The organism is Bacillus sp. RO2 (assembly GCF_012911845.1).
Lineage (GTDB): Bacteria > Bacillota > Bacilli > Bacillales > Bacillaceae_I > Sutcliffiella_A.
In genome coordinates, this window is record NZ_JAAXCU010000023.1 from 1 (window position 1) to 18,855 (window position 18,855).

The 18,855-nt window shown below is 39.6% G+C and carries 19 protein-coding genes and 1 other annotated feature; all 19 genes read right to left on the reverse strand.

Going from position 1 to position 18,855, the window contains the following annotated elements:
- Positions 1 to 455: 455 nt before the first annotated feature.
- Positions 456 to 3,224, reverse strand: a complete 2,769-nt coding sequence (ileS, locus tag HF078_RS04035) for an isoleucine--tRNA ligase (RefSeq protein WP_169289959.1) — start codon at positions 3,222 to 3,224, stop codon at positions 456 to 458.
- Positions 3,225 to 3,425: 201 nt separating this feature from the next.
- Positions 3,426 to 3,662 (reverse strand) — a binding site (T-box leader).
- Between the two features lie 91 nt (positions 3,663 to 3,753).
- On the reverse strand, positions 3,754 to 4,254 hold the full coding sequence (locus HF078_RS04040; protein ID WP_169289960.1) for a DivIVA domain-containing protein: 501 nt from the start codon (positions 4,252 to 4,254) through the stop codon (positions 3,754 to 3,756).
- A gap of 79 nt (positions 4,255 to 4,333) precedes the next feature.
- Positions 4,334 to 5,107: a YlmH family RNA-binding protein gene (locus tag HF078_RS04045; protein ID WP_169289986.1), complete on the reverse strand. Its 774-nt coding sequence runs from the start codon at positions 5,105 to 5,107 to the stop codon at positions 4,334 to 4,336.
- Between the two features lie 73 nt (positions 5,108 to 5,180).
- On the reverse strand, positions 5,181 to 5,450 hold the full coding sequence (locus HF078_RS04050) for a YggT family protein (RefSeq protein ID WP_169289961.1): 270 nt from the start codon (positions 5,448 to 5,450) through the stop codon (positions 5,181 to 5,183).
- Between the two features lie 6 nt (positions 5,451 to 5,456).
- Entirely contained in the window at positions 5,457 to 5,921 is a 465-nt protein-coding gene (locus HF078_RS04055; protein ID WP_169289962.1) for a cell division protein SepF, read from the reverse strand.
- 16 nt (positions 5,922 to 5,937) lie between these two features.
- Entirely contained in the window at positions 5,938 to 6,624 is a 687-nt protein-coding gene (locus HF078_RS04060; protein ID WP_169289963.1) for a YggS family pyridoxal phosphate-dependent enzyme, read from the reverse strand.
- Positions 6,621 to 7,454, reverse strand: coding sequence for a peptidoglycan editing factor PgeF (pgeF, locus tag HF078_RS04065; protein ID WP_169289964.1), 834 nt, complete (start codon positions 7,452 to 7,454; stop codon positions 6,621 to 6,623). The genes HF078_RS04060 and pgeF overlap by 4 nt, the downstream gene beginning before the upstream one ends.
- Before the next feature lie 103 nt (positions 7,455 to 7,557).
- Positions 7,558 to 7,818 carry a YlmC/YmxH family sporulation protein gene (locus HF078_RS04070; protein WP_169289965.1) on the reverse strand — a complete coding sequence of 87 codons (261 nt, stop codon included), beginning with the start codon at positions 7,816 to 7,818 and terminating at the stop codon, positions 7,558 to 7,560.
- A gap of 169 nt (positions 7,819 to 7,987) precedes the next feature.
- A complete protein-coding gene (gene sigG, locus HF078_RS04075) occupies positions 7,988 to 8,767 on the reverse strand; it encodes an RNA polymerase sporulation sigma factor SigG (RefSeq protein WP_060665819.1) in 780 nt (259 codons plus the stop codon).
- A gap of 142 nt (positions 8,768 to 8,909) precedes the next feature.
- On the reverse strand, positions 8,910 to 9,629 hold the full coding sequence (gene sigE, locus HF078_RS04080; RefSeq protein WP_063561195.1) for an RNA polymerase sporulation sigma factor SigE: 720 nt from the start codon (positions 9,627 to 9,629) through the stop codon (positions 8,910 to 8,912).
- A 49-nt stretch (positions 9,630 to 9,678) separates the two neighbouring features.
- Positions 9,679 to 10,608, reverse strand: a complete 930-nt coding sequence (spoIIGA, locus tag HF078_RS04085) for a sigma-E processing peptidase SpoIIGA (protein WP_169289966.1) — start codon at positions 10,606 to 10,608, stop codon at positions 9,679 to 9,681.
- Between the two features lie 391 nt (positions 10,609 to 10,999).
- Positions 11,000 to 12,169 carry a cell division protein FtsZ gene (gene ftsZ / locus HF078_RS04090; RefSeq protein ID WP_169289967.1) on the reverse strand — a complete coding sequence of 390 codons (1,170 nt, stop codon included), beginning with the start codon at positions 12,167 to 12,169 and terminating at the stop codon, positions 11,000 to 11,002.
- 36 nt (positions 12,170 to 12,205) lie between these two features.
- Positions 12,206 to 13,498, reverse strand: coding sequence for a cell division protein FtsA (ftsA, locus tag HF078_RS04095; RefSeq protein ID WP_060665814.1), 1,293 nt, complete (start codon positions 13,496 to 13,498; stop codon positions 12,206 to 12,208).
- Between the two features lie 111 nt (positions 13,499 to 13,609).
- Complete coding sequence (locus HF078_RS04100) at positions 13,610 to 13,972, reverse strand: small basic family protein (RefSeq protein WP_169289968.1); 363 nt, start codon at positions 13,970 to 13,972, stop codon at positions 13,610 to 13,612.
- Between the two features lie 2 nt (positions 13,973 to 13,974).
- Positions 13,975 to 14,691, reverse strand: coding sequence for a DUF881 domain-containing protein (locus HF078_RS04105; protein WP_169289969.1), 717 nt, complete (start codon positions 14,689 to 14,691; stop codon positions 13,975 to 13,977).
- Positions 14,692 to 14,730: 39 nt separating this feature from the next.
- The gene (locus HF078_RS04110; RefSeq protein ID WP_169289970.1) at positions 14,731 to 15,417 is read right to left on the reverse strand and encodes a DUF881 domain-containing protein; all 687 of its coding nucleotides are present in this window, start codon (positions 15,415 to 15,417) and stop codon (positions 14,731 to 14,733) included.
- On the reverse strand, positions 15,401 to 16,192 hold the full coding sequence (locus tag HF078_RS04115) for a cell division protein FtsQ/DivIB (protein ID WP_169289971.1): 792 nt from the start codon (positions 16,190 to 16,192) through the stop codon (positions 15,401 to 15,403). The genes HF078_RS04110 and HF078_RS04115 overlap by 17 nt, the downstream gene beginning before the upstream one ends.
- Positions 16,193 to 16,300: 108 nt before the next feature.
- A complete protein-coding gene (gene murB / locus HF078_RS04120; RefSeq protein ID WP_169289972.1) occupies positions 16,301 to 17,209 on the reverse strand; it encodes a UDP-N-acetylmuramate dehydrogenase in 909 nt (302 codons plus the stop codon).
- Between the two features lie 455 nt (positions 17,210 to 17,664).
- Positions 17,665 to 18,765, reverse strand: coding sequence for a stage V sporulation protein E (spoVE, locus tag HF078_RS04125; protein WP_148986589.1), 1,101 nt, complete (start codon positions 18,763 to 18,765; stop codon positions 17,665 to 17,667).
- Positions 18,766 to 18,855: the final 90 nt, after the last annotated feature.

Genomic DNA, 18,855 nt, shown 5'->3' on the forward strand with positions numbered 1-18,855 from the left:
GCGTATGACTACCTCTGCCTTTAAAATTCGGCGAACTTTGTCCTCATTCTGCGCGTATGACTACCTCTCGCTTTGACATGCGGGGAACTTTGTCCTCATTCGGCGCGTATGACTACCTCTCCCTTTAAAATGCGAGGAACTTTGTCCTCATTCGGCGCGTATGACTACCTCTCCCTTTAACATGCGGGGAACTTTGTCCTCATTCGGCGCGTATGACTACCTCTCCCTTTGAAATGTGGGGAACTTTGTCCTCATTCGGCGCGTATGACTACCTCTCCCTTTGAAATGCGGGGAACTTTGTCCTCATTCGACGCGTATGACTACCTCTTCCTTTAAAATACGGGGAACTTTGTCCTCATTCAACCTGTATGACGAAGCAACCCCTATACAAACTAATCACAAATAATAATAGAACCTGCGCCAACAATTGTCAGCGCAGGTCCATTCTTCAAGTATTAAGCACTATAATTTTCTTTAACTACAGTTGCGCAGCGAACGCAAAGTGTTGGATGGTCCTTATCTTCTCCAACTGTCGGTGTGACAACCCAGCAGCGGTCACATGTTTCGCCTTCTGCAGGTGTAACGGAGATGGCTACTCCTTCAAATTGTTGCGCAGTTTCTGGAGCTTCTTCTTTCACACCAGCAACTTCCAACCCGGAAACGATGAACAGTTGCTGTACGTTTTCTTCGATGGAATCAAGCAATGCCTTCGTTTCGGCATTCGGATATAATGTGATTTTTGCTGCAAGGGATTTACCGATCACTTTTTCATTACGGGCAACCTCTAGCGCTTTTAACACATCATCACGAAGTGCCATGAATTTATCCCATTTTTCTTCAATCGCATCTGCACCGTCAACAGACAATACGTCCGGCATATCAACCAGTTGTACACTTTCTTCTTTTACAAAATCAATGTGTGACCATACTTCGTCAGCTGTATGAGGAAGGATTGGTGTCACAAGTTTAGTAAGAGCAAGCAATGTCTCATAAAGTACAGTTTGGATGGCACGGCGGTCATGCTGGTCTTTTCCTTCGATATAAAGGATGTCTTTAGCAAAGTCAAGGTAGAATGAACTCAATTCAATCGTACAGAAATTGTGAACAGCATGATAGATTCCAGCAAACTCATATTCTTCATAGGACTTTTTCACTTTCGTGATTAAGTTGTTAAGTTTGACCATCATGTAACGGTCCACTTCACGTAGATCTTTCATTTCCACCGCATTTACGGTCGGATCAAAGTCAGAAAGATTACCTAGCAGGAAGCGGAAAGTATTACGGATTTTACGATACACTTCAGCTACTTGCTTTAAGATGTTATCAGAAACACGAACGTCAGATTGATAATCAACAGAAGCTACCCATAAACGAAGAATATCTGCACCAAGTTGGTTCATCACTTTAGAAGGAAGAACAACATTACCTAGTGATTTACTCATTTTGCGACCTTCTCCATCAAGTGCGAACCCATGACTCAAGATTCCTTTGTAAGGAGCTTTTCCAGTTACAGCTACACTTGTTGTCAATGAAGAGTTGAACCATCCGCGATATTGGTCAGAACCTTCCAGGTAAAGGTCAGCAGGACGTTGCAGGTCATCTCTTTCTTCTAGAACTGATTGATGGGATGAACCGGAATCAAACCATACGTCCATGATGTCCATCTCTTTAAAGAAAGTGCCGTTTTGACTTCCTTCATGTGTGAAACCTTCTGGAAGCAAGTCTTTCGCTTCTTTTTCAAACCAGATATTAGATCCATGCTCTCTGAACAAAGCAGATACATGATCGATTGTTTCGTCTGTAATAATTTCCTGGCCGTTTTCTGCATAGAACACAGGAATTGGAACTCCCCATGCACGCTGACGGGAAATACACCAGTCTCCACGGTCACGTACCATGTTGTAAAGGCGAGTTTCACCCCATGCTGGTACCCATTTTGTTTCTGCCACTGCTTCAAGCAATTGGTCCCTGATTTTATCAATAGAAGCAAACCATTGTGCTGTTGCACGGAAGATGGTCGGCTTTTTCGTACGCCAGTCATGTGGATAAGAGTGCGTGATAAAGTTCAGTTTTAAAAGTGCTCCTGCTTCTTGTAGTTTTTCTGTAATAGGCTTGTTAGCCTCGTCATAGAAAAGCCCTTCAAATCCTGGTGCTTCTTCTGTCATATTTCCTTTTGCATCAACCGGGCACAATACATCTAGGCCATACTTCTTTCCGATGATAAAGTCGTCTTCCCCGTGACCTGGTGCAGTATGAACACAACCTGTTCCTGCGTCAGTCGTTACATGGTCACCAAGCATTACTAATGAAGTGCGGTCATATAACGGATGTTTCGCAACTACATGCTCTAATTCTGCGCCTTTAAGTGTTTTCACAACTTTTGCATCTTCCCACTCAAGTGTGCTAGATACAGTTTCCATAAGTTCTGCAGCGATGATGAACTTACGGCCATTTACTTCGACAACATTGTAATCTAGATCCGCATGCACAGCAATTCCAAGGTTAGCAGGAATGGTCCATGGAGTGGTCGTCCAGATGATGAAGCTTTCAGATCCATCTAGTACGCCTTTTCCGTCTTCTACTTTAAATGCTACATAGATAGAAGGAGAGCGTTTATCTTGATACTCGATTTCCGCTTCTGCAAGTGCAGACTCACTGGAAGGAGACCAATAAACCGGCTTCAAGCCTTTATAGATCAATCCATTTTTCGCCATTTCACCAAAAACTTTGATTTGTTGTGCTTCATATTCAGGCTTTAGTGTGATATAAGGATTGAACCAGTCACCGCGTACACCAAGACGCATAAATTGCTCACGTTGGCGGTCTACTTGGTCGTAAGCATATTCTTCACATAATTTACGAAAGTCTGCTACGGACATTTCTTTGCGTTTTACTTTTTTGTTCTTTGTAAGAGCTGTTTCAATTGGCAGACCGTGTGTATCCCAGCCAGGAACATATGGTGCATGGTAGCCGCTCATGGATTTGTAACGGACGATGAAGTCTTTTAGGACTTTGTTGAGTGCGTGACCCATATGGATGTCTCCGTTTGCGTATGGTGGTCCGTCGTGCAGTACGTACATTGGGCGGTCTTTTGTGCGTTCTTGCACTTTTTTGTAGATGTCCATTTCGTCCCATTTTTGTTGCTGTTGTGGTTCGCGGTTTGGTAGGTTTCCGCGCATTGGGAATTCGGTTTTAGGCATTAATAAGGTATCTTTGTATTCCATGTTCTTTCCTCCAACTTTCACGTTTTTGTTTTTTCATAAATAAAGGTATTGTTAATTTCCGCACTGGGCTTAGCTTTCCTATGGGCTGACGTGAGCCTCCTCAGCTATGCCTGCGGGGTCTTCACCTAGCGTTATCTCCCTCAGGAGTCTTCGCCCTGTGCTACAAATCTTCAAGCAAATAAAAAAATCCCCTCATCCCATGAAAGGGACGAGAGGATCTCCCGTGGTACCACCCTAAATTGACGTAACTGCTTAATGGCAGTTTTAGTCCACTTTAGCATTCGTAACGTGAATGTGACGACAAGACTTACAGGCAATGTGCGTTCAGTCCCGTGCTCTAGGGTGATCTTCACTTCTCTTCTTATACCGGGCTTTCACCGACCCCGGTTCGCTATAATAAGTGGCAAGAGAAACTACTGTCCCTATCAACGCTTTAATTAATTTATAAAAATAAGTGCATGTATTTATTGTATGAAAAAACTTTGATTTGTTTCGTTATTATACTGAATATAACCTTATATCGTCAAGGTTATACTCCACTTTCTTCTAATTCTTTATCTTTTTCTTCGTATTCCATTAAGTGTTCCCAGTCATCGTTATCAATTAGCTCCAACTGCGCTTCAACAAGCATCTTGAAACGGTTGCGGAAGATTTTTGACTGCTTCTTCAATTCGTCTATTTCCACTTGAAGCTTTCTTGATTTCAATAACGATTCATTAATAATACGGTCTGCGTTCTTTTCCGCTTCCTTGATAATCAGTTTTGCTTCTTTCTGGGCATTTCTTCTGACATCCTCTGCGGATTCTTGTGCCACTAGTATAGACTTATTTAACGTTTCTTCGATCGTGGTAAAGTGAGATAAACGGTCATTCAATTCTTTGACCTTTTCCTCATGTTCTTTCTTTTCACGCAGAATCATCTCATAGTCCTTGATTACCTGATCAAGGAATTCATTTACTTCATCTTCATCGTAGCCTCGAAAAGCCTTATTAAACTCTTTATTGTGAATATCAAGTGGTGTTAAGGGCATTGATGCCACCTCCATTAAAATCTCTACTGTTACTTAACATTATTCGACATACTCTCTTGTTTTCCTGCCAAACAAAAAATTATTTTTGTTTTCCTACAATAATTCTCCATTTGTCTTTCTTGGTTTTTCCATCCACAGTCAAAAGTTTACTTCTCCCAAATCCCCTTACAGAAAGGATGTCTCCTTCCTGGCATTCAAAGGCTGTCTGCTCAACAAGCTTCCAGTTAATCTTCACCTTTTTAGCACCAATCAATAATTGCGCCTTTTGTCTAGAAAGATTGTAGATGGACGCTATCATAACATCCAATCGCAAGGATGCAGCTGTCGTAGAAGCTTCGTCCCAGCTTGATTCGGTTGATTTTAGTGACTCAAGAGGTATCTCATTCAAAGACACTTTCACTTTACCTACTTCTTGTAATTGCAACTCAACAAAAGCACTTACTTCTGAGCTCAGTATAACTTGAATAGTTGTATCGTGAAAATAAATATCCCCAAATTTGCTTCTTTTTAGACCGATACCCATCAAGGAACCTAGCACTTGGCGATGTTCAATCTTCACAAACTTTTCGGGGTAGGAAAGATCATAAGCTTTTAGCTGGAAGTCCTCTGCAGTGGGTTCGAGGTAGGGAGGATATAAAAGGGCACGTTTTCTTTCGGCACCAGTTGTTCCCCCATGGAAAGCAAGCTTAACATCCTCATTATTACCTACTACACTTTTCACAATTTCCTGCTCACGAGGGTCAAGGAAATCCGTAAGTTTTGAAACATACTGTTCGATTACAGTATCCTTCCATTCCAATACTTGGTCGATAAAATCATGCTCTTCTTGACGAAAATGTTGATAAATACTCATCATATCACTCTACTCTTACAAAAGTTAAGAAGGGAACCCGTTAAAGTACTAGCGAGATTCCCTACTTTTACTATTAATATATACCTATCATACGAAACAAAGCTGCAAGCCCTAATACTGCATATCGCAATACGAAAATAGCGACAATTGGAGAAATGTCGATCATTCCTAGTGGCGGGATGATGCGGCGAAACATGTCAAGATAAGGCTCACATATTCTTCCTAAAATCCTGCCAAAGGAAGATTCCCTTGCTCCTGGAAACCAAGACATAAAAATATAAATAATTAAAGCTATCGTGTAAATAAAAACTAAATCGTTCAATAACCTAAAAAACATATCCATGTTAGTCTACCACCTCTTGTCTGTATATTCTTCCTGTTCTTGCTGCATAATCTCAGAAATGGACCCAGATACATCCACATTGTCTGGCGTGCAAAGGAAAATATTCTGTCCAATGCGCTGGATATCCCCCCCAATGGCATATACGGTGCCACTTAGGAAGTCTACGATCCGCTTAGCCTGATCTATATCTATTCTCTGCAAGTTGACGATGATTGCGCGGCGGTTCTTTAAATGGTCGGCAACGTCTTGTGCTTCCGAATAAGATCTAGGTTCATAAAGAACCACTTTGGATGTCTTCTGTACACTTTGCAAGCTGACAACATTTTGTCTTGAAGCAGGTTGAGTAGTCCCGGACCTTGTTCTTCTCGGCTCCTCTACCATTTCTTCTTCCTCGTATACTTCCGATTCTTTATACTCATATTCTTCATCATCTAAGGCAAAGAAACTTTTGAATTTTGATTTTATCGTCATACCTTACACCTCCAAATTATTGTTCGTTTCCTACAAGCGCACTTCCAATTCGGACGAATGTTGCACCTTCTTCAATAGCAATCTTGTAGTCATTGGACATCCCCATGGACAGTTCTGTACATGGCGCAAACGGAAGGTTCATCGATTGTATTTCTTGTTGCAGTGACTTCAATCCGCGGAAGCAGTTTCGCAACACTTTTTCCTCCTCTGTAAAAGGAGCCATTGTCATTAATCCGACAATTTGAATGTTATGGAAGTCTGAGAGCTTTTTTACAAATCCCGGAACTTCTTCCGGCATTAGCCCGTGTTTTGAATCTTCCCCTGACACGTTTACTTGAATAAAGCATTTAATGATTTTTTCTGCCCTTTTATGTATTTCTTCTGCTAGGGACTTGCGGTCCAAGGAGTGAATATAATCCACTTTATCAATGATATTTTTTACTTTTTTAGATTGTAAAGTGCCGATGAAATGCCACGTTGCTTGATTAGATATCGCATCCCATTTCTTTAAGAAACCATCATCACGATTTTCCCCAAGATGCACTACACCTGCTGAAATGGCCTCTTGAGCACGTTCTGTTGATACATATTTTGTAACACCAATAATCTTTACCTCTTCTACTGAACGATTGGCACTGTCACAGGCAGCTCTGATATTTTGCTGAATTTGTGAAAGATTTAATTGGACTGATTGTTCGCTCATTCAATATCCGCACCTTTCAAACCGATAAAACTCATCATTCTTCCCGTTTTTCCTTTATCCCGACGATGAGAAAAGAATAGGGATTCATTAGAGCTTGTACAAAAAGAGCTGCAAAGGATGTTTCTCTCCTTCACACCAGCTTTCAAAAGAAGTTCAAAATTGACTTTTTTAAGGTCAAGAGCATACTGCCCTCTAGAAACTTCTTTCATGTATGTTCCCTTTTCAACATCTGGAAGTGCATCCATTACTCTATTAACAACATGGTCATCCACAATATATGCTTGTGCCGAAATAGCTGGTCCAATGGCAACTTGAATCGTATCAATGTTAACGCCATCTTCCATCCATCGATTAATCATGTTGCCGGCAATATTTTTCACGGTGCCTTTCCAGCCGGCATGAGCAATTCCAACAAGGGAATGCTCTTTGGAATAAAAGTACAATGGCACACAATCAGCAAAACATAGTGTTAATAAAATATTTTCACTATCTGTATAAATGCCATCTGTACCTGCCAAAGCAGTGCTGTAGGAATAAACACCTTTACCTTTATCATGGCTGTTTACTTTTATGATTTTATCTTCATGTGTTTGGTCGCATCCTACCCAATTTTTTGTAGGTATATTCAACCGGCTTGCCAAAATCTCTTTGTTTTGACAAACAGCATCCACTGAATCATTGACATGCAACCCCATATTCAAAGTACTGAATTGTCCTTCACTGACGCCTCCATTTTTCGTAGTAAATCCGACGATCAAGTTGGAAGCATTCCCTTTCCATTCAGGGAGAGACAGTGTTTGTTCTTTTTCCAGAACAAATGGCTCCGTCATCTATGACACCTTCTTTATGTTACACTCATATTCTTTCATATTGTACCACATTTTTCTACTAACATTGAATTATATTATCCCTTTCGACAGTAATTTTCGCGCATCATTCCTCATATGCAGTCTCTACTTTTGTTTGATAACGCACAAGAATAACATCTGCACCGATTTTGACGATATTTCGCCATGGAATAACGACCTCCTCATCCTTACCAAAAAAACCTAGCATCTTTCCTCCTCCGGTAATGATGATGGCCTCAATCTTTCCATTTGTTAGATTTATGTCTATATCGCCAATGTTACCAAGTTTCTTCCCATCCGAGACATTTACCACATCTTTCATTTGAAAATCAGATATTTTTACCATGTCCATTCCCCCATTTTAGCTATCATACTTAACTATATGATAGATGTATCGAACTTCATGAAGAGAAAAGAAAAAAGTTTTGTTACATACATTAACTTGTCCAAAAAAAAGAACCAGAGATCCGTTTGAGAGGAGGATCCTGGAACTTTTATTTTTATATTTTCCTGCATTAGCTTTGAATATTCTTATTCATTTGCTTAATTGCTGCCTTTTCTAGGCGAGATACTTGAGCTTGCGAAATTCCGATTTCATCAGCAACTTCCATCTGTGTTTTACCTTGAAAGAAACGTTTTCTCAAGATTAGTTTTTCCCTGTCATTCAGGCGTCTCATTCCTTCTTTTAAAGCAATCTCTTCTATCCATTGGATATCTTTGTTCTTCTCATCACTGATTTGATCCAATACATAGATAGGATCTCCTCCATCATTGTAGATTGGCTCAAACAATGAGACAGGATCTTGGATAGCGTCAAGGGCGAAAACAATTTCTTCATGGGGTACTTCCAAAACTTTTGAAATCTCTTCTGCTGTCGGTTCTCTGGATGTTTCACTCATTAATCTTTCTCTCACCTGCAGTGCTTTATAAGCGATATCACGTAACGACCTAGAGACTCTAATTGGATTATTGTCACGAAGGTATCGTCTGATTTCCCCGATGATCATCGGTACTGCATATGTAGAAAATTTAACATTCTGACCTAAATCAAAGTTATCAATGGATTTCATCAATCCTATACATCCTACTTGAAATAAGTCATCTACAAATTCTCCACGGTTGTTAAACCGTTGAATAACACTTAATACAAGCCTTAAATTGCCATTCACAAGCTTTTCACGAGCAGAAAGCTCACCACTTTGCATTTCGCGAAACAACTTCCTCATTTCTTCATTTTTCAAAACAGGAAGCTTAGAGGTGTCTACTCCACAAATCTCTACCTTATTACGTGTCATTCTTTCCCCTCCTAACAGGAGTTGCTGTTCAGAGTTAAGTATCTCCTCAGGAGGGAAAAATATGCATATGCAGAAATTTATCTATTCTGACAAATAATTACAATCCTTATCACCACTAGGGTTATAGTATAAAAAATTTTTTTTACACCATTTTATTAAATTCTTTTCTGAGCCTTTTAATAATACGTTTTTCTAAACGGGAAATATATGATTGTGAAATTCCAAGCATATCGGCAACATCTTTTTGTGTTTTTTCTTCGCCGCCAATGAGGCCAAAGCGTAATTCCATGATTTGCTTTTCTCTATCATTTAGTTGTTCTAGGGCTTTTAGCAGTAGCTTTCGGTCTACATTTGCTTCTAAATCTTTTGTGATGATGTCTTCTTCAGTCCCAAGCACATCTGAAAGCAACAATTCATTACCATCCCAGTCAATATTTAATGGTTCATCAAATGATACTTCAGAACGAACCTTATTATTTCTGCGCAGATACATTAATATTTCATTCTCAATGCAGCGGGATGCATAAGTTGCTAATTTAATCTTCTTTTCAGGATTGAACGTGTTTACAGCTTTTATTAGTCCAATGGTTCCAATACTGATTAAGTCTTCAATATTTATGCCTGTGTTCTCAAACTTTCTTGCGATGTAAACAACAAGTCTCAAGTTTCGTTCAATTAATATTGATCTTGCTGCCTGGTCTCCATTAGGCAATTTGATGAGAAGGTGGGCCTCTTCTTCTTTCGATAAAGGAGGCGGCAGTGCTTCACTTCCCCCTATATAATATATTTCATCTGTTTTTAATCCTAATTTGATTAATAATTTATACCATAAATAAGTCATCTTAATCTTCAGTTTCCCCAAGTTAATTCCTCCCTTTTTTCTAATATTTGTGTATGTTGTGAGTATAGATTTATGAAACCTGCTCAACCACTTCTCCCTGTAGCATTTTTGTATGGAGGATACATACATAATCTCCTTCCGAAGAGAGGGTTGTTTTTGTCAGCCCAAGAAGAAATTTATTTGTTTCATACTGTTTACCATCATGATGAATGACTGCTTTGTCCGGCTTTATTGCAAGCATCAAACTGGTACTTTTTCCAACTGCACGGTATGGGATGATTCTGATTCTATCCACCCACTTAGTTTCCTCTGAAAAAGTTGGCCAACCTTGAGTTTGTTCAATGGAATCCATAGCTTGTATTATTTCTGGAGGGATAAATGCTTGAAGAGAGGCCACCTCCACAATCATGACAGGGGTTTTGGTAATCGGATCTAATAACTGGTTTCCACTGTCCAAGAGACCAGGTAATGAAATCACTTCCTTTTCTACAGTAATGGAGATATTGGCCAATTGGTCATATTTAAATTTTCTTGTTTCTACTGCATGGAATTGCTTCTTTGATAAGTATAAAAGGACCGGAAAACCGATGAAGACAAACATCCATGAAATTGGATCTCCAAGTCCGGTGGTCAAGCTGCGAATACTGTCATTGGCAAATCGCTGATCTACTTGCAAGGCGTAATGAACGGCAAGCATGCCTCCACCTACTGAAAAGGTAGTAACATAGAATACAATCAAATTTTCTACAAAAACCCTGAGCCTATGGAACCCGTATGCTGCAAGTATAATCGTGAGGGAGAAAAGCATTTTGACAAATGGATTTGCAACTAGCGCCTGTAATGGGGTAAACATGAGAACGACAATTAATGAACCTAAAAATGCCCCTAACATCAATCTCCAGGTCGCCATTTTTCGTTTTAGAATGATACCGGTAATTTTTAATAGCAGGAAATCAAACCCGAAATTCAATAGCCAGATCGCATCTAAATATACGGTCAAGTTTAGTCCCTCATTTATACCTTTTTATGTTTGAAACTAGTATAAATCACTACTATTAGAAAGTCTGTCAGTTCCTGCCGATGGTAGAATACAATTTTTGAAGGTTTTTTTGCTTATTTGTCGGAGGGGAAGATAAGAGGTGTAATGGGGGCTTTAAGCCTTTACGAATTTGTTAACCGCAGGTGGCTAAAATACTTGGATTGTAACTTTTCGGAGGTTGATTGTAACTTTTTCTGAAATGATTATAACTTTTTCAATGTTTATTGTGATTTTTCAGGCAGGTATTGTGACATTTCGAAAACCGTAAGAATAGCACACATCAAAAAAGCACCAAACCATCTTCAAAATAAATGGTTTGGTGCTTTTAATTTAAGCCTGCAGCTAATAAAGATTAGCGGCGGCGATTTCTGTTACGTAGGAATGTTGGTATATCCAACGTTTCTTCTTGTTGCTGAGATTGTTGCTGGCGACGTGGCTCTTGTTGTTCTTGTTGCTGTTGAACCGGCTCTTCACGTCTTACTTCACGTTGTGGTTGTTGTGTTTTTTGCGCTGGAGCTTTTTGCGCTCCGAACACTGGACGTGCACCTTGTTTAGTATGGTTGATTTCTGCTTCGCTAAAACCTGTAGCGATAACCGTTACAACGATTTCGTCTTTAAGGTTTTCATTGATAACAGAACCAAAAATCATGTTCACTTCTTGATCAGAAGCGGATGCCACGATGTCTGCAGCTTCCTGTACTTCATATAAGCTTAAGTTAGTACCGCCTGTAATGTTCATTAATACACCTTGAGCTCCGTCGATAGAAGTTTCAAGTAGTGGAGAAGATACAGCTTTTTTTGCTGCTTCGGCTGCACGATTTTCCCCTGTTGCAACACCAATCCCCATCAATGCAGATCCTTTGTTAGACATGATTGTTTTCACATCCGCAAAGTCTAGGTTGATCAGTCCTGGAGTAGCGATCAAGTCAGAGATACCTTGTACACCTTGACGAAGTACGTTATCTGCTTCACGGAACGCTTCTAGCATTGGTGTATTTTTGTCCACGATTTCAAGTAGACGATCGTTTGGAATGACGATTAACGTATCTACTCCTTCTTTCATGGAAGCGATACCGCCAGCTGCTTGAGTAGCACGCTTACGGCCTTCGAAAGTAAACGGTCTTGTTACAACACCGACAGTCAATGCTCCAAGATCGCGTGCAATCTGTGCGATAACAGGAGCTGCACCAGTACCGGTACCTCCGCCCATACCAGCGGTGACAAATACCATGTCTGCACCTTTAAGAACTTCTTCTAATTGTTCTTTACTTTCTTCAGCAGCTTTTTTCCCTACTTCAGGATTTGCACCTGCTCCAAGACCACGAGTAAGTTTGCCTCCGATTTGCATTTTCACTTCTGCTTTTGATAGGTTAAGAGCTTGAGCATCTGTATTTACCGCGATGAACTCTACTCCTTGAACACCATGCTCTATCATACGGTTTACAGCGTTGTTACCGCCTCCACCAACTCCGATTACTTTTATGGTAGCTAATTGATCGATACTGTTATCAAAATCTAACATGACTGTTCCTCCTATTTCTCGAAAGTACTTGCAAGCTTATTCAAAGAATAGTCCGAAGAATTTTTTTACTTTGTTGCCTACTTTTTCTTCTTCGTTTACTGGTTGCTTTGCCTGCTTTACTTTTTGTTGAGTTTGTTTTCCACTACGTTTTTCCGGGTATTCACTAGGTGCTGATGTAGTTTCAATTTTTCTTCCTTGCAGTTTTGCATTTTTGTAAGCAAATTGGATAAGCCCTACTCCTGTAGTATATTGAGGCTCTCTTACACCTATATAATCCGGAACAGCTTTCCTAACATTATTGTTCAGAATTAACTGTGCCAATTCCAGAACTCCTGGCATGGCTACTACACCGCCAGTTAATACGTATCCACCAGGAATCTCCCGGACACCTAATCTTTTAATCTCATGTTGTACTAACTCAAAAATCTCTTCCATTCTTGCTTCTATAATATCAGAGATTTCGAGTTGACTGAATTGTTGGTGCTGATCGCTTCCGATAATCGGTACACTGAAAACTTCTTCATCGGATGCATGGTCATAAAAAGCATGTCCATGTTTTTGTTTGATTTTTTCTGCGTCTTCTGTGGAAGTGCGTAAACCTATGGAAATGTCTTTCGTGATGTACTCCCCGCCAACCGGTAAAACACTTGTCGCCTTTAGGAATCCATCTTCAAAAACGGCAATGGTAGTTGAACCTCCACCAATGTCTACAAGTGCCACACCCAGATTACGCTCATCCTTTGACAATGCGATAGATCCAGATGCAAGTGGCTGCAAGCAGATGTCCGTTATTTCCAATCCAGCTTTCTCTACACAACGCAGTAAGTTATGTAAGACTGTTTTTGACCCAGTGATGATGGTACCTTCCATTTCTAGTCGAACACCAAGCATTCCACGTGGATCATTAATCTCATCCAATCCGTCTACGATGAATTGTTTTGGGATACAATCAATGATTTCTCTCTCAGGAGGAATGGAAAAGACTTGCGCTGCGTCTATCACCCTAGCGATGTCCTCGTCCCCAATCTCCCTGTTTTCACTCGAAACTGCTACCACTCCATGGCAATCCTGAAGTTGTACATGGTTTCCGGTGACGCCAACGACCACTCTATTAATTGGCATCCCTACCATTCTCTCAGCCTGTTCAATTGCCTTATTAATGGAATGAACAGTTTCATCTATGTCTACTATAGATCCTTTTCTTAAACCTGTTGATTTTACATTACCGACTCCAATAATATTTAAAGTATCATTCACCATTTCCCCAATGATTACTTTAACACTGGATGTACCGATGTCCAAACTGACGTATATTTCATTGCTGTTCATTCTATGGCACCTCCTTCTACTCCTAAAAAACCAAATATTTAAGAACAACACCTGAAAAACATATTATATTAGAAAGTATTCCACAAATATGATGTTTTCCCTTTTTTAAAATCATTTTTTTTCGTTTTTTTCTTTAGAAAGCGTCCATTTTGACAATAATATTCTTCTTATCACTGCAATGTTCTGAAATAGCCTTACTCCAAAAGCAAATACTGCAGCTAAATATAAGTCTACACCAAGATGTACGCCTAGAAAAGCTAAACTTGCAGCAAGTAGGATATTAAAGAAAAAACCCGATACAAATACTTTATCATCATAATTGTTTTGTAAATGGGCACGTATTCCACCGAACAATGTATCTAGTGCAGCAAGAACCGCAATTGATAAATAATTGGAATATTCATCAGGTACACGTATCTCTGAATATAGGCCCATAACAATTCCTACAATCAAACCCAGAAGAGGGAGCCACATAATCAGTTCCCCTCCTTCCCAGTTTTCACCGGTTCCATATACTTCACGCGTATCTGCTCGTCATAAGGGGGAACGGTTACTTCGTTAATGGGTGTTGAGACTTCAAGCAGTAAGTTTTCAATTGCAAATTCATCCATTGCCCTTGATACTTGTAAACGATTGTAAAGTTTTGTTGGGTCACTGATGATAACGATGATTTCAAAGTTTGCATTGGGAATCCAAGCATTGTTCACTTTCGTTCTACCGTTTATCTCTCTTATAATCGTACTACTTACAATTCTCTGATTGGCAATACTTATTTCTTCCACACCATAGGAATTCAATTCATTAACAAATCTTCTGAGGAGATCCGCAGATATGTTTTTCTGTATGTTTCCTAGGACATCTTCATCAAACAATGGTTTGACAGTCATCTTTATGCCCGGTCCCTTCATTTCTGTTAACCCTGCTTCGACTTTTAGTTCTTCCAACGTTTCCCGAACGATAGTCTCTTTCGATTCATCACGCTCTTTGGAATAGTCTTGAAGTATTTTGTCATACTTTCTTATTTCTTGAATAATCTGTGATTGTATTTCTTGCTCACGATTCAAATCGCTTCTAAGTTGCCATGTATCACGGGTATCACGAATAATTGGCTGCTGTACGGTTTGAAATTGAATGGCAATCATCAATCCAACAATAATTGTAATAATGGTAAAACTAAATTTACGCTTGTCCATCTTGAACACCTTACCTCACCACAAAGCATGCATTCAGCCTTATCGAATAACAGGGTCAAGAACTACTTGATCTTTTTTTTGCATCTTCACTGTAATATTATCGGCAACCAATTGATCTTTTACCCCGCCAAGGATACTGAGTGCCGGAATGAGGACATCGGAATCTCCTATGGCAGTTATGACAAATGGCGCAGGATATTGATTTCCATCAATGGTTATAACAGGACCATTGCAAATAATATAGGAATCTTTAGTAATTCTTTGTCCGTTTATGGCTATCCCTGTAGCACCTGATATAAACAGCTCATTCATTACCTTAAACACATGACTTTCGTGGACAATATAATTATTTATATTCTCCTCAGAAGGAACATAAGAAGCGTCCGCCAACGTCACCTCTACCCCTTCTCCTTGGACTTTGACATTACCATTGAACATACGAAGCTTTTCAACATCTTCGACCAGATTGAATAATAGCTGTTCACCTTCTGCAAGTTCTTCTTCTATGGTTTGAATTGCCTCTTGTTTTTCTTGTAGCTCATTTTGTAATTCAAGGTTTCGTTCTTCTGTCCTAATTAAGGTTTCTCTGATTGCTCTATCACGTTGCCATTGCCTGTCAGTACCTACGACTTCTTCCTCGTTTGTTAATTGAAACGAGTAAGAGACGATAAAACCAAGGACTAGACAAACAAAAGACAAGACAACATGTTTACCCGTCACTTTCATCTGTTTCTTCCTCTTTCTCTCCACCAGTTTCGTACGGCTTAAAGAATGTCCCCACTTCTAAATTAATGACACCTTTAACTTTTGGATCCAACTGTTCTACAATGGAAGGATAGGCGGCCATCTTCTCCGAGAAATCTCTAATCGTCGCACTAACTTCATAACCGTCATTCATGAACATGGTTATATGATAAGGGTCGATATCGGTTGGAGTATGATGTATTTCAGAAATGGAGTAAATGATGGATTCAGGTAATTTTATCAATTCAACAATAAAGTTCTCCACCATTTCACTGTTTTTCCAATTAAGCATGAGTGGTGCATCATCAGGCAAAGAATCCTCTTCATCAAGAACAGAAAGCATTTTGCCGTTTTCCATGACTGGGTAGTAATTTCCACTTTCATATATATATGCAATCCGCTTAAATTCATCGACAACGATCTCAACACTGTTAGGAAAGATCCTCTGAACTTCCGCTGAGGCAATTTCCTTGTGTTGCTGAATCAGTTCAGCTACTTTTTCTTCGTTTACACGCCAGATGCTTGTCTCTTCTGTCACACCACTTAATGTTATGACTTCCTTATCTGTGACATGTAAATTACCGCTTACAGTTAAGCCAGAAACCTTACTAAGTGGAGATTGCGAGTAAATGATCAAAAACAACAAAATAAAGAATAAAGAAAGATATATAATTAATCTTCTGTTAGCCTTTTGCTTTCTCTGTTGTTTGATTTTAGGTACACGGTCTTCTAGCGTCACTACTTTCCCTTTTTCCATTAAAGACTATTTCACCCCACCGCGCGCCATGAAGCTACGCATGTTTTATACAATGATTTTCTAGCATAATTATATCATATGTGGGGTGAAAAAAACGGAAAAAAACTACTATTTTCTTCCTATAATTTCAACTTCCGTTTCTAATTGGACATTGTATTTCTCAAGTATTGTTTTCTTGATGTATGCAATCAGGTCCAATACATCCTGAGCTTTTGCGCCATCATCGTTTACGATAAAGTTTGCATGCATATCAGAAACTTTGGCACCGCCGATTTTTTGCCCTTTAAGCCCGGCTTTTTCAATCAGCTGACCAGCATAATCGGGAAGTGGATTTCTGAAAATACTACCGGCACATGGATAAGAAAATGGTTGGGTATCACGACGATAATCTTTATTTTTTTGAAGTTGAGCTACTACTTCTTCGCGATTTCCCTGTTCCACTATTAACACAGCTTCCAAACAAATTCCTGGACGCTCTTTTTGAAGAATCGATGTTCGATAGGAAAAGTTTAATTCATCAGCCGTCAGCCACTCCATCTTTCCATCTTCAAACAAAATATGAGCCTTTTTTAATACTTTAGACATGTCAGAGCCGTGTGCGCCAGCATTCATATACACTGCTCCGCCTACTGAGCCAGGGATGCCTCCAGCAAACTCGAGGCCTGATAATCCTTTTTTACTGATGATGGTAACAAGCTTGATTAAGGAGTATCCTCCTCCGACATGTACTTCATTCTCTTTCAATTCAAAGTGATCCATGCCATTTCCAAGCTTTATTACGACCCCTTCAATGCCAAGGTCTGATACCAATAGATTGGAACCACGGCCGATTGCCGTCCATTTGACCTGGAATTTATTAATCGTCTCCATTGTTTCTTGAAGTTTTTCCAAACTTTTCGGCTCCACAAGTACATCTGCAGGACCGCCAATTTTCATGGTGGTATGATTTGCTAGTGGTTCATTAGGTAGTACCTTGCCCACTTCTTTCTCTTGAAGTTCCTTTACTAACGCTTCCATATAAAATCCTCCTAAATCCACGTTCATATAACATTTTTCATAACCTTTAATAGTAGAAAGATAATCCTTCGGTCAAAGCGTGATGTAGGCCCAAAAATAATTATTAATATTCTATGCATGTTGATTTATTTCGGTACACTGGCCCATCACAACGAAGGTTTGAAATTTGGTTCATGACAATTATGTAATTCATTTAAAAATGGACTATGTTTACATACCCTAAAGTTCATAAATATTAAACCTGTTATTTGTCATTTACATATTTTCTTTGATGTAGGTCGTTGTTATGAAATGTAGTTGTGCAAATCTTGTTTGCACAATACTTTAATAGTATATCCCTTGTTAAAGATGTGCAACGAATATTAGTTATTGTAATCAAATTTTTATTTTTTGTCATATTATGTCCGGATATGTAACAATAAAGCCGAAACCATCAGGCTGGTTTCGGCTTTTTATTAGTACTTTGCGTATCTGCTTATGTTAAGGAGGATCCCGACTGCTACTAGCATTAGGGTCAAGGAGGAGCCTCCATAGCTTAGGAATGGTAGTGTAATTCCGGTGACTGGCATTAGTCCTGTTACAACTCCAACATTAATGATTACTTGAATGGCGATCATGGCTATAATTCCTACCGCTAAGAAGCTGCCATATAAATCTGGTGCGCCTAGTGCAATCCTTATTCCTCTCCATAAAAGCAAAGCAAATAGAAGAACGACAAGTGTGCCTCCGATAAATCCGAGTTCCTCTGCCAATATAGCAAAAATGAAGTCTGTCTGCGGTTCAGGTAGATAAAAGAACTTCTGCCTGCTTTGTCCAAGCCCTAGTCCAAGCAACCCGCCTGGCCCTATCGCATATAGAGATTGAATAATTTGGAAGCCGCTTCCTAATGGATCTTCCCAAGGGTTCAAGAAGGAAGTGATTCGTTTTATCCGATAAGGTGCCGAAAGAATTAGAACAACAAATCCGGCTACCCCTACTAAGCCTAACCCAACAAAGTGACTGATTCTTGCACCTGCTACATAGATCATGACAATACACGTGCCAACCATTACAGTTCCTGTTCCAAGGTCAGGCTGAAGCATAATCATGCCAAAAGCCAAAAATACGAGAGAGAGACTTGGAACAAGCCCTTTTTTAAAGGAAGTAATTTTCTTTTGATTTTCACTTAAATATTTTGCTAGAAATGCAATCATGGCTATTTTCATAAATTCAGATGGTTGAACAGAGAAGGCACCTACTCCGATCCAACTTCGTGATCCATTCCGTTCCATTCCCACACCAGGAATCAAAACGATGACAAGCAAGAAAAAACAAACCAGAATAATTAATTTCGCCCAAGTTCTCCAAGTCCAGTAGTCGACATTCATAATGAAAAACATCGCTACTACACCCAATCCAGCAAATAATAGCTGTCTTTTGGCGAAGAAGAATGTATCCTGAAATTTGTAATCAGCCCATACCGCACTTGCACTGTAAACCATGATAAGACCTACTGCAAGCAGTGTCAGTGTGGTTAGAATTAATATTATGTCCGGAGTTGATCGCTTGTTTGCCAACGTGAAACACCTCTACTACAAAAATTAGGGCAGATGGTGGCTTAACGTTAACGATACGTTCATGCCAATAGCCAGAAAAAGGCTTTGTCC

Bases quoted from the DNA above. Each gene is read 5' to 3' on its own strand.
- ileS (WP_169289959.1), bottom strand. From the start codon at position 3,224: ATGGAATACAAAGATACCTTATTAATGCCTAAAACCGAATTCCCAATG.
- murB (WP_169289972.1), bottom strand. From the start codon at position 17,209: ATGGAAGCGTTAGTAAAGGAACTTCAAGAGAAAGAAGTGGGCAAGGTA.
- HF078_RS04115 (WP_169289971.1), bottom strand. From the start codon at position 16,192: ATGGAAAAAGGGAAAGTAGTGACGCTAGAAGACCGTGTACCTAAAATC.
- HF078_RS04040 (WP_169289960.1), bottom strand. From the start codon at position 4,254: ATGCCCTTAACACCACTTGATATTCACAATAAAGAGTTTAATAAGGCT.
- HF078_RS04060 (WP_169289963.1), bottom strand. From the start codon at position 6,624: ATGAGCGAACAATCAGTCCAATTAAATCTTTCACAAATTCAGCAAAAT.
- pgeF (WP_169289964.1), bottom strand. From the start codon at position 7,454: ATGACGGAGCCATTTGTTCTGGAAAAAGAACAAACACTGTCTCTCCCT.
- HF078_RS04050 (WP_169289961.1), bottom strand. From the start codon at position 5,450: ATGGATATGTTTTTTAGGTTATTGAACGATTTAGTTTTTATTTACACG.
- HF078_RS04100 (WP_169289968.1), bottom strand. From the start codon at position 13,972: ATGTGGCTCCCTCTTCTGGGTTTGATTGTAGGAATTGTTATGGGCCTA.
- HF078_RS04070 (WP_169289965.1), bottom strand. From the start codon at position 7,818: ATGGTAAAAATATCTGATTTTCAAATGAAAGATGTGGTAAATGTCTCG.
- ftsZ (WP_169289967.1), bottom strand. From the start codon at position 12,169: ATGTTAGATTTTGATAACAGTATCGATCAATTAGCTACCATAAAAGTA.
- HF078_RS04110 (WP_169289970.1), bottom strand. From the start codon at position 15,417: ATGAAAGTGACGGGTAAACATGTTGTCTTGTCTTTTGTTTGTCTAGTC.
- sigG (WP_060665819.1), bottom strand. From the start codon at position 8,767: ATGACACGTAATAAGGTAGAGATTTGTGGAGTAGACACCTCTAAGCTT.
- ftsA (WP_060665814.1), bottom strand. From the start codon at position 13,498: ATGAACAGCAATGAAATATACGTCAGTTTGGACATCGGTACATCCAGT.
- HF078_RS04045 (WP_169289986.1), bottom strand. From the start codon at position 5,107: ATGAGTATTTATCAACATTTTCGTCAAGAAGAGCATGATTTTATCGAC.
- HF078_RS04055 (WP_169289962.1), bottom strand. From the start codon at position 5,921: ATGACGATAAAATCAAAATTCAAAAGTTTCTTTGCCTTAGATGATGAA.
- HF078_RS04105 (WP_169289969.1), bottom strand. From the start codon at position 14,691: ATGGACAAGCGTAAATTTAGTTTTACCATTATTACAATTATTGTTGGA.